This window comes from Kribbella sp. NPDC023855 (genome assembly GCF_040639475.1).
GTDB lineage: Bacteria > Actinomycetota > Actinomycetes > Propionibacteriales > Kribbellaceae > Kribbella.
In genome coordinates this window covers 1-12,457 of sequence record NZ_JBFAAA010000018.1, presented here as the reverse complement: position 1 = coordinate 12,457, position 12,457 = coordinate 1, and the positions used below count along the sequence as shown (strand labels likewise).

At 66.8% G+C, this 12,457-nt stretch carries 13 protein-coding genes; 9 read left to right on the top strand and 4 right to left on the bottom strand.

Annotation, left to right across the window (positions count from 1 at the left end; all coding sequences use genetic code 11):
• Positions 1-137 precede the first annotated feature (137 nt).
• The 3 genes from AB0F51_RS36740 to AB0F51_RS36730 all read left to right on the top strand — a co-directional run bounded on the left by AB0F51_RS36740 (position 138) and on the right by AB0F51_RS36730 (position 3,353).
• Entirely contained in the window at positions 138-566 is a 429-nt protein-coding gene (locus tag AB0F51_RS36740; RefSeq protein ID WP_360287916.1) for a hypothetical protein, read from the top strand.
• Positions 567-586: 20 nt separating this feature from the next.
• A complete protein-coding gene (locus tag AB0F51_RS36735; RefSeq protein WP_360287914.1) occupies positions 587-2,188 on the top strand; it encodes a LuxR C-terminal-related transcriptional regulator in 1,602 nt (533 codons plus the stop codon).
• Positions 2,189-2,255: 67 nt separating this feature from the next.
• Positions 2,256-3,353 carry a class I SAM-dependent methyltransferase gene (locus tag AB0F51_RS36730; RefSeq protein WP_360287912.1) on the top strand — a complete coding sequence of 366 codons (1,098 nt, stop codon included), beginning with the start codon at positions 2,256-2,258 and terminating at the stop codon, positions 3,351-3,353.
• 5 nt (positions 3,354-3,358) lie between these two features.
• Here AB0F51_RS36730 and AB0F51_RS36725 read toward each other — a convergent pair whose 3' ends face one another.
• Positions 3,359-4,189 carry an aldo/keto reductase gene (locus AB0F51_RS36725; protein ID WP_360287910.1) on the bottom strand — a complete coding sequence of 277 codons (831 nt, stop codon included), beginning with the start codon at positions 4,187-4,189 and terminating at the stop codon, positions 3,359-3,361.
• Positions 4,190-4,389: 200 nt separating this feature from the next.
• Between AB0F51_RS36725 and AB0F51_RS36720 the strand changes: the two genes are divergently transcribed.
• On the top strand, positions 4,390-5,019 hold the full coding sequence (locus tag AB0F51_RS36720) for a hypothetical protein (protein WP_360287908.1): 630 nt from the start codon (positions 4,390-4,392) through the stop codon (positions 5,017-5,019).
• A 625-nt stretch (positions 5,020-5,644) separates the two neighbouring features.
• Here AB0F51_RS36720 and AB0F51_RS36715 read toward each other — a convergent pair.
• Entirely contained in the window at positions 5,645-6,319 is a 675-nt protein-coding gene (locus tag AB0F51_RS36715) for a response regulator transcription factor (protein WP_360287906.1), read from the bottom strand.
• A gap of 2 nt (positions 6,320-6,321) precedes the next feature.
• Positions 6,322-7,311 (bottom strand): sensor histidine kinase, encoded by a 990-nt coding sequence (locus AB0F51_RS36710; RefSeq protein ID WP_360287904.1) that lies wholly within the window; start codon positions 7,309-7,311, stop codon positions 6,322-6,324.
• A 707-nt stretch (positions 7,312-8,018) separates the two neighbouring features.
• On the opposite strand from AB0F51_RS36710, the gene AB0F51_RS36705 reads away from it, so the two are divergent.
• Complete coding sequence (locus tag AB0F51_RS36705; protein WP_360287902.1) at positions 8,019-8,903, top strand: hypothetical protein; 885 nt, start codon at positions 8,019-8,021, stop codon at positions 8,901-8,903.
• Positions 8,904-8,962: 59 nt separating this feature from the next.
• Here AB0F51_RS36705 and AB0F51_RS36700 read toward each other — a convergent pair whose 3' ends face one another.
• On the bottom strand, positions 8,963-9,253 hold the full coding sequence (locus AB0F51_RS36700) for a hypothetical protein (protein WP_360287900.1): 291 nt from the start codon (positions 9,251-9,253) through the stop codon (positions 8,963-8,965).
• Positions 9,254-9,397: 144 nt separating this feature from the next.
• Between AB0F51_RS36700 and AB0F51_RS36695 the strand changes: the two genes are divergently transcribed.
• The 4 genes from AB0F51_RS36695 to AB0F51_RS36680 all read left to right on the top strand — a co-directional run bounded on the left by AB0F51_RS36695 (position 9,398) and on the right by AB0F51_RS36680 (position 11,768).
• Complete coding sequence (locus AB0F51_RS36695) at positions 9,398-9,784, top strand: helix-turn-helix domain-containing protein (RefSeq protein ID WP_360287898.1); 387 nt, start codon at positions 9,398-9,400, stop codon at positions 9,782-9,784.
• A 54-nt stretch (positions 9,785-9,838) separates the two neighbouring features.
• Positions 9,839-10,048, top strand: coding sequence for a KTSC domain-containing protein (locus AB0F51_RS36690; protein WP_360287896.1), 210 nt, complete (start codon positions 9,839-9,841; stop codon positions 10,046-10,048).
• 75 nt (positions 10,049-10,123) lie between these two features.
• The gene (locus AB0F51_RS36685; RefSeq protein ID WP_360287894.1) at positions 10,124-10,351 is read left to right on the top strand and encodes a hypothetical protein; all 228 of its coding nucleotides are present in this window, start codon (positions 10,124-10,126) and stop codon (positions 10,349-10,351) included.
• A 94-nt stretch (positions 10,352-10,445) separates the two neighbouring features.
• Positions 10,446-11,768 (top strand): serine hydrolase domain-containing protein, encoded by a 1,323-nt coding sequence (locus AB0F51_RS36680; RefSeq protein WP_360287892.1) that lies wholly within the window; start codon positions 10,446-10,448, stop codon positions 11,766-11,768.
• Positions 11,769-12,457 lie beyond the last annotated feature (689 nt).

Genomic DNA, 12,457 nt, shown 5'->3' with positions numbered 1-12,457 from the left:
CCCCCGGGGGCCGCAGTGCGTCTGCTTGCTGTTGGCAAGTACCGGACAGGTTCCGGTTCTGGCCAGGGGATCGTGGTCGTATCGGTGGTCGTGGGTGCCTAAGCTCTCCGGACCGCCTATCTGAGGAGCCGCCCACGATGTCTGTTTCTCTTCGCCGTACTGCGGCCGCGCTCGCCGCTGCCGGAGTGCTGGCCGCATCAGCTCTGACTGCTGCGCTGCCGGCTTATGCCAACACCGCAGCCAACTGCTACCAGCACTACAACAAGGAGATCATCAACTCGCGGCTCAGTTCGGCGATCTACTGCACCGACGGCGAATGGCTCGGCGTGCATGACGACCAGGCTGATGGCTACAGCGCTCGCGCGGCCATCCAGCTCTACCAGAGCCAGGTCGGCTTCTGGTACGACGCTCACGAGTGCTTCGACGACACCACGGTCGCCGACTATCAGGGCTTCTCGTTCTGCAACTTCTCCGTCCCGGACGGCACGCTGATCCGCATCCGCCTCTGGTCACAGCGAAACGGCGTCGAGTCGTACTCGGTCGTCACAGGCTCCTTCACCACCTGACCTGGGAGTACCGTCGGAGTGTGGTGGAGGTTGCTTCTCTGCTGGCGGCGGGTGGAGCCGCGTTGGCCGGCGGGGAGTGGGTCAAGGCACGGGAGGCTTTCGGCGAGCTGGTCGAGAGGGATGCGACCGCCGAGAGCCTCTCCGGCCTGGGTACGGCGTACTGGTGGCTGGGGGATGTCCGGAAGGCTTTCTCCTGTTGGGAGCGCGCCTACGGGATCTTCAGTCGCACGGACCCGGCTCAGGCCGTTGAGGTCGCCGTGGGGCTCAGCCTGCTCAACGTAGCCAACGCAGGGAACCGGGTGGTCGCACGGGGCTGGGCGGCCCGAGCGGTCCGGCTGGCCGAGCCGCTGGGCGTGCCTCTGCTCAATGCGTGGGCGCTACTCGCCCGCGCCGACGCTGAGGACGACCCGGCGAAGGCCGCACTCGATGCGGAGGAGGCCCACCGGATCGCGGTGGAGACAGGCGATCACGACCTGGAGCTCTGCGCGTTGAGCATGCGGGGCGCTGTCTTGATCGATCTCGGCCAGGTCGAAGCCGGTACTGCGCTGCTCGACGAGGCGCTGACCGGTGCGCTGGGTGGCGAGGGGTCGAGTCTGGACACGGTCGTCTTCACCAGTTGCGTGCTGATGCAGTGCTGTGTCCGAGGTGCCGACTTCAGCCGAGTAGTCCACTGGACTCGCTCGCTGGACGACTTCATCGCGCGCTACGGCTGTCCGTACCTCAACGCGGTCTGCCGGGCGTCGTACGGCGCAGTACTGGTGTCGACCGGCGACTGGGCGCGGGCCGAGGTGGAGTTGGCTGCCGCTGCGGAGTTGGCGAGGGAGTCGCTGCCCGCAGTACGGGCTCAGGCTGCTGCCTACCTTGCTGATCTGCGGTTGGCTCAGGGGCGGGTGGGTGAAGCGCAGCGGTTGCTCGAAGAGTTTGAGGGTCACCTCGTCGTGAGGCCTGTGCTTGCGGCCACTTATCTGGCTGCCGAGGAGCACACGATGGCTTTGGCCTATGTCCAGCGTCAGCTCAGCAGTGCGACCGGCCTGGAGGAGGCTCGGCTTCTGGAGGTGGCGGGAGAGGCCTGCTTGGCGCTGGGGGATGTTGAGGGAGCAGCAGCCGAAGGTCGTCGGCTGGCTGAGCTTGGGGCTGAGACAGACAGTGTGCTTATCACTGCACGGGCGGAACGCTTGCTGGGACGGGCAACTGGCACGGTGGCCCTGCTGACCTCAGCCCAGGCCAGGTTCAGCCAGCTGGAGATGCCGCTCGAAGTGGCCCGCACACGGATGGCTCTGGCGACCGCGCTCGAGGCCGAGCTGGCAGTTGCCGAGGTACGCCGGGCTTTGGCGGTGTTCGAGGACCTAGGCGCATCCGGTGATGCTGACAGGGCCGCCAACTGGTTGCGCTCGGCCGGTGCGGCTGCGGCTCGGGTAGGGCCGAGGGGTGTCGGCCTGTTGACCAAGCGCGAGCAGGACGTGCTTCGGCTGCTGGCAGAGGGCCTGCCGAACCCGGAGATCGCCGAGCGCCTCTACATCAGTCGCCGGACCGTAGAGCATCACGTGGCCAGCCTGCTGTCGAAGTTGGGCCTGCGGAACCGCACCGAGGCCGCTGCCTTCGCGCTGCACGACCAGAAATAGGTGAGTTCACCGATGTTCCGGGCCGGTCGCCGATCGATGCTCAGAGCAACCGGCTGAAGGAGTCATCATGACCGACACACTCACCCCCGCACCCGACCAGGCCTTCGACCAGGCCCGTGCCGAGGCCTTCGGCGAGCAGATGGGCGGCGTACTCAACAACGCCACTCTCGCGCTGCTGATCAGCATCGGCCACCAGGTCGGCCTGTACGAGACGCTGTCGCAGTTGCCGCCCGCTACCAGTCACGAGATAGCCGGCGCTGCGAACCTCCAGGAGCGCTACGTGCGCGAATGGCTCGGCGCGATGACCACTGCACGAGTAGTCGAGTACTACGCCGCCGACCGCACGTACTGGCTCCCACCGGAGCACGCTGCGTCGCTCACCCGTGCTGCGGGACCCGGCAACCTCGCCGGAGCGACCCAGTTCGTCTCGCTGCTCGCCGGAGTCGAGTTCCACCTGATCGACTGCTTCCGCAACGGCGGCGGCGTGCCCTACTCGGAGTACGGCGAGTTCCACCGGCTGATGGCGGAGGACAGCGGGGCAGTCTTCGATGCCGCCCTGATCGACCACATCCTCCCGTTGGTGCCGGGGTTGCCCGAGCGGCTCGAGAGCGGGATCGACGTCGCCGATGTCGGCTGCGGCAGCGGGCACGCCGTCAACCTGATCGCCCAGGCGTATCCGCGGAGCCGCTGCACGGGCTACGACTTCTCCGAGGAAGGCGTCGCCGCCGGGCGCGAGGAGGCCGCCAGACTCGGCTTGCGGAACGCGGAGTTCGTAGTACGGGATGTGGCCGAGCTGGGGGAGCGGGAGCGGTTCGACCTGGTCACGGCGTTCGACAGCATCCACGACCAGGCCCACCCGGCACAGGTGCTTGCAGGCATTGCTGCCTCGCTGCGACCCGGCGGAGTGTTCCTGATGGTGGACATCCAGGCGTCGAGCAACCTGGAGGACAACCTCGACAACCCGTTCGCCACGTTCCTCTACGGCGTCTCGACCTTGCACTGCATGACGGTGTCCCTCTCGCTGGGCGGCGACGGCCTCGGCACGGTCTGGGGCCGGCAGAAGGCAGAGCAGATGCTCGCCGAAGCCGGCTTCACCTCAGTAGAGGTCGCTCAGGTCGAGGCAGACGCCTTCAACGCCTACTACATCGCCACCAAAGGCTCCTAGTGAGCCTAGTGGCCGAACCTGTCTGAGTCGGCCGGAGCCTTGCCGATGCCGTCCAGTGCGTCCAGGGCAGCCATCTCGTCGGCAGTGAGCTCGAAGTCGAACACCGCGATGTTCTGCTCAAGCCGCTCCCGCTTGGACGACTTAGGGATCGGTACTACGTCCTGCTGGACCTCCCACCGCAGTACGACCTGGCCCGGCGTCTTGTCGTGAGTCTTGGCCACTGCTGCGACAGTCGGGTGGTCCAGCAGGTCAGTGCCCTTGCCGAGTGGGCTCCAGGCCTCGGTGACGATGTTGTGGGCCGCGTGGAACTCCCGCTCGGTCTGCTTGGTCCACACCGGGCTCAGCTGGACCTGGTTCACCTCGGGGGCGACGCCGGTCTCGTCGATGAGTCGCTGGAGATGGGACGGCTTGAAGTTGGAGGTACCGATCGCACGGACCAGGCCGGCCTCGCGGAGCTCGATCAGCCCGCGCCAGGCCTCGACGTACCGGTCTTGGTCTGGGTTGGGCCAGTGGATGAGCAGTAGGTCGAGGTACTCGAGTCCCAGCTTCTCCGCGCTCGCCTCGAACGCCGTTCGCGCACCCTCGACGCTGTGCCACCGCTTGTTGAACTTCGAGGTGACGAACAGTTCGTCCCGCGCGACCCCGGAGGCCCGCAACGCCCGTCCGACGCCGACCTCGTTGCGATAGTTCTCGGCGGTGTCGACCAGGCGATAGCCGACCTCGAGAGCCTGTACGACGGCCCGCTCGGCGTCGTCATCGCCCATCGGAGAGGTCCCGAGCCCAAGCCGCGGCATGACGGTCCCGTTGCTCAGAGTGACGGTTGGAACGGTGCTCATCGATCCTCCAAAGCGGCGCCAGCGGTCTCCCGGCCACCGTATCCCGCGACCGGCAATCGCTCTCCCCATCCCTTGCCAGGCGGCCGATCGGGGCCGATCGGGACGGCCGAGACTGACAGCCGAGACGTAGGCAGCGGATTGTCGGTGGGCTGGGTCATCATGGGGTTCCGCGGGGATCGGAGCATGGTGAGGGGTGGGCGATGAAGAACCGATTGATCACGCTGGTGGACCTCGGCCTGGACAGTTCCTTCGACGCGTCGATGACGTTCGTCCAGGGCATCACGAGCAACATCAACGCAGGCTGGAACAGCCCGGTGATCGACGTGAACTTCGTCCGCACCCGCGACCACGAAACCGCCTTCTCCGCCCTGACCACCCCGTCGAGCGTGCTGCACGTGATGGCTCACGGTGACCACAGCGAGGAGCCCTCCTTCCTGTCCACCGACGGCCAGACCCAGGTATCGCTGACCGCGCTCGCCGACTGGTTCCTGGACCGCTCCTGGGGCATCGCCAGCGGCGTGGTGATCGCCGACGGCTGCAAGACCGGCATCGGCAAGTGGCAACGCGCGATCCGCGACTGCCTCCAGGACGACATCACCTACATCGGCACCAGCACAGTCGTCGGCTGGTACGAGGCCACTGTCTTCTGCTCCGCCTTCTACGGCGCCCTGATCCGCAACCGAGGCCTCGGCAAAAGCCCCGCCGAGCAAGGCTGGGACGCCGCCGACCGAGCCATCCGGGCGTACGAAACCCTCACCGACGCCCGCTGCCCCTACAAACCAGTCCTCCTAACCCCCAGCCGCCGAGCCCTCCGCTCCCTAGCCGGCTAACCCCCACCCAACACCCACCCACCACCAACCCACCCCGAAAGCATGGCGTCACCCCGCCCCGGGACACCCCGCCCGACACCACCCAGCCCCGCGCACCTCGCCCGTCCCCCCGCCGCGCCACCCCGCCGTACCACGCCGCCTGGTGCTCCCCGCGCGTGCCGCCCAGCCCGTGCACCTCGCCCCGTGCAGCCCAGCCCCGTGGACCCCCACCCGTGCCGCCCAGCCCCGCGCACCGCGCCTGCTACTAACCCGCCCAGTGCCCTCCGCGCCGCGCCGCGCCGCCTCGCCGCGGAAGCGTGGCGGGTAACTCCGGCCGCGCCACCCCGCCCGGCATCTCGCCCCACGCCACCAGCCCCGTGCCACCCCGCCCTGGCACCTCGCCCCGTGCCAGCCCGCCCGGGCACCCCACCCCGTGCCACCCCGCCCGGGCACCTCTCCCCGTGCCGCCCCGCCGCCCCGCCCCGGCACTCGCCCGTGCCACCCCGCCCGTGCCACCGCCGTGCCGCCCCGCCCCGTGCCGCCCCGGCCCCGTGCCACCTCGCCCCGTGCCACCTCGCCCCGTGCCACCTCGCCCCGTGCCACCTCGCCCCGTGCCGCCCTGCCGCGCCAGCTGTGCGACAACTGGTCAGGGCGTGACCAGGCCGGTTTGGTAGGCGATGACGACGAGTTGCGCTCGGTCGCGGGCGGCGAGTTTCACCATGGCGTGGCTGACATGGGTGCGTGCGGTGGCCGGGCTGAGGAACAGTTCGGCGCCGATCTCGTCGTTGCTCATGCCATGACCGACCAGGGCCACGACTTGCTTCTCACGCTCGGTGAGGACCGCGAGCCGTTTCTCGGAGGTCTGGCTGGCTGCTCGCCTGGCGGTGAACTGCGAGATGAGCCGACGGGTGATCCGCGGAGCGAGCAGCGAGTCTCCGGCGGCCACGACCCGGATGCCGTGCAGCAGCTCGGCCGGACCGGCGTCCTTGAGCAGAAACCCGCTGGCACCGGCCTGCAGACCCTCAAAGACATAAGCGTCGGTGTCGTACGTGGTCAGGATGAGGACGCGAACATCCTGAAGCCCCGGCGTCCCGACGATCTCTCTGGTCGCCTCAATGACGTCCATCGTCGGCATCCGGATATCCATCAGCACGACATCGGGCCGGGCGGCACGGGCTTGCTCGACCGCCTGCGCACCGTTGGTGGCTTCACCGACCACCTCGATCCCGTCCTCGGCGTCCAGCAGCGCCCGGAACCCTGACCGCACCAGACCCTCGTCGTCGACGAGCAGCACCTTGATCGGGTCGTCGTCGAAGGACATGTTCAAGAGTCTGTCTCTCCCACCGGCGCATAGGGCAGTCGTGCGGTGACCGCGAACCCGCCGTCAGCCACCGGACCGGCGTCGAGCCGACCGCCGAGCAGCTGACACCGCTCGCGCATGCCGATGATCCCACGCCCCGGTACTGCGGATGCCTTGGCGGGAACAGGGCCGCCTTCGTTGGTCACGCTCACCTCGAGAGAGTCAACTCCGTACCCGACCCCGACGTTCACCCGGGTCGGCCCGACATGGCGGATCACGTTGGTGATCGACTCCTGGACGATTCGGTACGCGGCAAAGTCCACCGCGCTGGGCAGTTCGGCGGCGGGCGGTGGGTTCTCGAGGGTGACGTCGAGTCCGGCCTGGCGTGCCTTCGTGATCAGCTCGTCGATCTGCCCGAGGCCGGGATGCGGCACTCGCCCGTCGTGAGCGTCCCGGAGTACGCCGAGAATGGACCGCATTTCGCGCAGCGCCTGCGAGCTGGATTGCTGAATGGCCAGCAGCGTCTCGCGGATCCGTTCGGGCTGCTTTTCGAGCAGGTGGGCGGTGACTCCGGACTGGACGTTGATGACCGCGATGGCGTGAGCGACCGTGTCGTGGACCTCGCGGGCGATCCGGAGTCGTTCCTCATCGACCCGAGCGCGAGCTTCCTCTTCGCGGGTCCGCTCAGCCAGTTCGGCTCGCTCCAACGCGTCGGCGGCGATAACGCGGCGGGACCGTACCGACTCACCGAGCGCCGCGCTCATCACAGACGCCCCGATCCGGAAGAACACCCACCCGACCGCGGCGGCCGGCTCAATATCCGTTGCAGCAAGCAACCAACCGGTACTCAGCACGGCGATCCCGACCCCGGCAATCACAAGCGACCGCCGCCCGTCGCCGTACGAGGTGAGGGTGTAAAGCGCGACAAACAGCGCAAGCCAGCCGGGCGCGTCGGGAAAGTCCAGGGCGTAGTAGACCAAACTGGCGGTCGCGGTAACCGCGAAAACCGCCACCGGAAACCTACGCCGCACTGCGATCACAACACCACTAACGATCAGCAGGACGTAGCCAAGGTTGCCAAACTCCCCGAGAGGCCGAAGTACGGATTGAGGATCCGCGGCCACCTTGGCGAGAGTGCCCTGGACCTGCATCACGGTAATGAACAGCGCAAGCAGCAAATCCACCGCAACCGCAGACAGCCGAAACGAACCAATACGCGCTTGCATGCCGCGATCCTAGGTCTTCCACCGCAGCATGACGTCCGCTCACAGACGGATCCCCCTACGTCGAGAAGCGCGGTCCAGCCAGCAACAACTACGTCGGGAAGCGCAGCTCGTTCACAGGACCGCTACGGCGAGCGCGGCAAACAGCGTCATGCTGCCCGGTGTTGCATTGATTCCGCCAACTCCGACGGCAGCAATCCGCCAGCTTCCTCAGGCACCCCCGCAGGTCGACACCACGGCGACACGCGTGCCGTCGCTACCGTCTGTGATGCGTGTCAGACTCTTTGTGGTTCTGATGTGAGGTGATCAGCACGGGGTGAAAGGCGAGCAGCCGTGGCGATCCTCGAACACCTCCGGCATTCCGCAGCAATTACCCACCCGCGGAACTCCGCACCGATCCTGCTAGCCGTCCGTCTCACTGCGAGACTTGCAGTCGTCGGTCTCGCCCCGAGAACTGCAGTCGCCCCTCTCGCCAAGAGAGCTGAAGGCGGTCCGCGATGACGCCCACGCGACGGACACTCCTCACGGCGGCCGCGATCGTCGCCGGCTCTTACCTCCTCGCAATGATCCTGAGCATGCCGCCGTGGGCTGCCGCGCTTGCTTCGACACTCGTGCTGATCCTCTTGGCCCTGGTCTGGACGCCGGACAAGCCAGCTCCCGCCGCACCTGTCGCGCCACCGGCTCCGAAGCCCGTGGATCGGGAACCTGTCTTCACGGCACCACCGACGCGAACCATCGCCGGAGTACGCCTGCCATCGGCATCGCCCGACTACCACTTCAGCTTCTCCGCGATCGTTCAGTGGTCGCCCGTGATGACCGGACTGCGTCACGCCGACCTCGGCAGCGTCGCCGTCGACGCGTTGCTCAGCAGGGCCAAGGCGCTGACGGCGACCCAGCAACCGTCGGAGGAGGCGCTGAACCAGCATCGTCTCGCCTCCGTGCTCGGCGAGCCGGATCTTGACGAGAAAGGCCAAGTCCGCACCTGGGCCACCGAAGTACGGCTCAAGCTCCCCGAGGCGGACCTCAAGCACCTTCAGAACATCACCGCCCTTCAGCGCCGGGCACAGACCTTGTTGCTGGAACGACAACTGGAGCAGGACAAACGCGCCTATCTGCGGGACGACGTGCTCGCCACGCCGGGCTCGGCGGTCGTCTGGTGGCTGGCCAACAACCCTGGCGAGGTTGCCCAGTGCGTGGACCTGCTGGGCACGCTCACCCGGCTGTCCGCGGCCGCCAACGACATCCCGCTCGACACCCTCGAACACCGCTGGGACAACGAGCACAGCCAACTGGCGCTCGTAGTACCGGAGTTGTCGGGACAACAGGAACAGCCGGCCGACGAGGCCGACGATCAAGGTGAAAAGCCTTCGGAACAAGGCTGATCGGCTTGGTCGATAGGGCCGGCCCGCGTGCAGGGGAGGGGCCGGCCCTACCGGGCTTGTCAGTTGTCTATCCATCGGATTGTGGTGGCGCCGTTGTGACCATGGATGGTGAGGAGGGCGTCGATGCCGTCCTGCCAGACGGTCGTGGTCGGGAACCTGCCGCCCCAGTGGAGGGTGACGGTGCCGTCGGACCATTCGACGCCCTCGGCGACGACGCCGGTGCCGCTCACACCTGAGACGTCGACGTGCCGAAGGAGATGGAAGCGTCGTGGTCCGGCGGCCGCGGCGACTTTCAGGTGTCTGCGCGGTGGCCGGAGCATCGTCGCTGGTCTGCCACTGATCTCGTCCATGGCCCACAGTCAACGCTCGCCGGCCTCGCTTCACCATGAACCGGACCGCTATCCACAGGGCACCGATTGTGCACCCATGAGGTCACTCGACCCACGTAATCTGATTGCACAGAGTGATCGAGCACAGCTGGGAGGAGCGGGCCGATGACAGTCATCGACCAATGGACGGGCCGGCACGCGCGCGCCTTGCAGGCGGCGATGCGGTTGACCGGCGAGGCCTTCGCCGAACACCTCGGCATCTCGCCACGCACCGTGGCCAAGTGGCGAAAGCGACCTGACATGGTTCCCAGCCCACAGCTCCAGGAGGCGCTCGACACGTCGCTCCACTTGGCGTCGCCTGAAGCGCAGTCGCGCTTCGCCGCGAGTCTCGGCGTACCGCAGCCCGAGCTTTCGGCGCTGGACGATTCGATGGTCGACCAGTTGAACGCCGCGGTCGGCGAACTGTCGCGCATCCTCGCCGCGTTGCGGACCGCGGATGTACAGATGGCGGGCAGAGCCGTCGGCTCCAGCGAGACACCCGGCCCGCCTTGACGACCGGCCGGTACTACGTAACTGTCGTTCGCTGAAAAGCGAAGGGACAAACAGATGAGGCGACGACCGGTGACCTCGACGAGCGTGCGGTCGGTGGGCTACGACATGTCCACCGGCACGCTCGAGCTCGAGTACGTGAACGGCAGCGTCTACCAGTACTACGAAGTGCCGCAGCCGACGTACGCCGGTCTCCTTGCCGCGCCCAGCATCGGCAACTACGTCAACACGCAGATCAAGCCTTACTTCGACTTCGCTGAGGTCTGAGCCGCGACGTTTCGGTGTGTCACCGGCGGGCACCAGAGTGTGGATCCACGGGGGTGGTCTCGTCAGGAGGTGGAGATGGTCACTCGTAGAGCCTCTACGACTGGTTCTCGTGTCCTCACGATCCTTGTGGTCGTGTGGTTGCTCATCGGTGTCGCGGCAGCCGCGCAGCGAAACTACTTCAGAGGATCGGATGCCAGCTGCGCAAAGATCAGTACGATCGCGTTCACCATCGTGGCCGGCCCGCTGAACTACCTCGGCGCCAACCCGAAGATCGACTGCGAAGCCCCGCAACCATCCCGCTGATCCAGCGGCACGGCCGCGGCCCCAACACCCCGCGGCCGTGCTGTTCGCGTCTGCTCACCCTTAGGCTCGGAGTGACCTGACAGGGGAGGACGCGTTGGCTGACGTACTGACCGGCGAGGATCTCGAGCAATTCAAGGTTCCGGGTGCGAGCTGGGCGTTGATCGACGACGGCGTATTTGCCGAGCAAGGCAGCCTAGGCGTTGCCGAAGCCGGCGGAACGACCCCGATCACCACCGGAACGCTCTTCCAGGCGTGCTCCATCAGCAAGCCGGTCGCGGTGTTCGCCATGCTTCGGCTGGTCGACAGGGGACTGCTCGACCTCGATGACGACGTCAACCGATGGCTTACGTCGTGGCAGATTCCACCCACGGGTGAATGGCGCCCGGTCGTCACATTGCGGCAGCTGGCGAGCCATACCGCCGGCCTGACGGTTCCCGGCTTTCCGGGGTACAAGCGTGGCGCCGAGCTGCCAACGCCGGTCGAGATCCTCAATGGCGTCAACCCGACCAACACGTTCGGAGTCCGCGTCGACCTGGTGCCCGGCACCCTGTTCCGGTACTCCGGCGGCGGGACCGTCGTACTGCAACAACTCCTCGAAGACGTCACCGGTACGCCGTTCCGCCAGCTCGCGCGGGAACTCGTCTTCGAACCGCTGGGCATGTCGGACAGCGACTTCGCCCAACCACTGCCGCCGGAACTCCAGGATCGGGCAGCCACTGCCCACGATGAGCTCGGTCGTCCAGTGGAGGGCAGATGGCACTCGTATCCCGAACTTGCCGCCGCTGGTCTCTGGACCACTCCCACTGATCTAGTGGCCTTCGCATTGGGAATCAAGAGCGCGTATGTAGGCGCCGCGGGTGCCCTCGTCTCGCAGGAGCTGGCGCGGGAGATGTTGACTCCTCAGATCCCGATGGTCGATCCCTACGACGGAATGGACGCGCTGGGGCTCGGGGTCTTCCTGGCTGATGGCGGTGCGCGCTTCGGGCACGGCGGATCGAACAAGGGCTTCAAATGCCACCTGGTCGCCTACCGGGACACGGGCCAAGGCGCGGCGGTGATGACCAACGGGGATGGCGGCACTCACGTAGTCGAGAAGGTGCTCACGCGGATGGCCGCGTCGTACGGGTGGCAGGGCTACCCGAGGGAGCTCATTGAGCGAGCGGACGCTGATGAGACGGCGCTCAAGAGGCTCACTGGCAGGTACCAGCTGCGAGAGAACGTGTACTTCGAGGTGGCTGGTGCTGATGGCGGCCTCGAGGTGGTGTTCGATCGGCAACCGGCGCTGAGGTTCGGGCCGCGAGGGAAGGGTCGTTTCGGCGCGCGGTGGGGCGTGGACGCGGAGCTGCGACTGACCGGTGATGGCGGCTTGGTGTTCGTCCAGGACGGGGTGGAAGTGGAGTGCTCCCGGTTGGCCTGAGCGCTGGGAATAGGTTCGTGGGGGAGTGGGTTACATCTGATGCCGTCCGGTACATGACCCCCGGGCCTCACACTCAGCCGCTACGAGCGGCCACTCGCCGAGAGGCGTCTGCTGGACGGTGCAGTACTCGATGGGTGGGAGCCGGTACTCCGGTTCCCACCCACTGCTGTGTCCGCCTCTTCGGTGTCCGACTCTGTTGGGGTCCTGCCCTTGCGACTTGACCCCGGTGCGAGTTGAACGGGTGCGGCATCATGGAGGTGTGGCCCGGGGAGACGCGGGTGACTGGTGTGACGAGAGGGACGACGGCCGGCGGGCCGAAGAGACAGTGCAAGGGTTGGGTCAAGGTCCAAACCCCGATTTGCATCTTCACCGCGAATGTCAGTAATGTTCTTCTTGTTGGAGCGGGTGCGGGACGCGAAAGCGGCCGGCCGCTTCGGACTCCCTGAAGGTCTTAGCAGCCGAAACACGCCCTTAGCGGGTTTCGGTCACTGGGCCACGCCGGGAGACTGGGATGAAAGAAGCCGATTTGACTGGCTTCGGCCGGAACAGTAATGTTTGGCGGGTTGCCCCGGAGCTTGGATCGAGAGAAACAAGCGCGGTGTGCGTCCGATTCTTGAGAACTCAACAGCGTGCCGAAAGTCAATGCCGAAATTTAGCATTAACCCGTTTCACGGCATTGGATGATCTTG

Excerpts from the sequence above, each read along its gene's own strand:
- AB0F51_RS36740 (WP_360287916.1), top strand. The coding sequence starts at position 138 with ATGTCTGTTTCTCTTCGCCGTACTGCGGCCGCGCTCGCCGCTGCCGGA.
- AB0F51_RS36695 (WP_360287898.1), top strand. The coding sequence starts at position 9,398 with ATGACAGTCATCGACCAATGGACGGGCCGGCACGCGCGCGCCTTGCAG.
- AB0F51_RS36690 (WP_360287896.1), top strand. The coding sequence starts at position 9,839 with ATGAGGCGACGACCGGTGACCTCGACGAGCGTGCGGTCGGTGGGCTAC.
- AB0F51_RS36725 (WP_360287910.1), bottom strand. The coding sequence starts at position 4,189 with ATGAGCACCGTTCCAACCGTCACTCTGAGCAACGGGACCGTCATGCCG.
- AB0F51_RS36715 (WP_360287906.1), bottom strand. The coding sequence starts at position 6,319 with ATGTCCTTCGACGACGACCCGATCAAGGTGCTGCTCGTCGACGACGAG.
- AB0F51_RS36730 (WP_360287912.1), top strand. The coding sequence starts at position 2,256 with ATGACCGACACACTCACCCCCGCACCCGACCAGGCCTTCGACCAGGCC.
- AB0F51_RS36700 (WP_360287900.1), bottom strand. The coding sequence starts at position 9,253 with ATGGACGAGATCAGTGGCAGACCAGCGACGATGCTCCGGCCACCGCGC.
- AB0F51_RS36720 (WP_360287908.1), top strand. The coding sequence starts at position 4,390 with ATGAAGAACCGATTGATCACGCTGGTGGACCTCGGCCTGGACAGTTCC.
- AB0F51_RS36685 (WP_360287894.1), top strand. The coding sequence starts at position 10,124 with ATGGTCACTCGTAGAGCCTCTACGACTGGTTCTCGTGTCCTCACGATC.
- AB0F51_RS36705 (WP_360287902.1), top strand. The coding sequence starts at position 8,019 with ATGACGCCCACGCGACGGACACTCCTCACGGCGGCCGCGATCGTCGCC.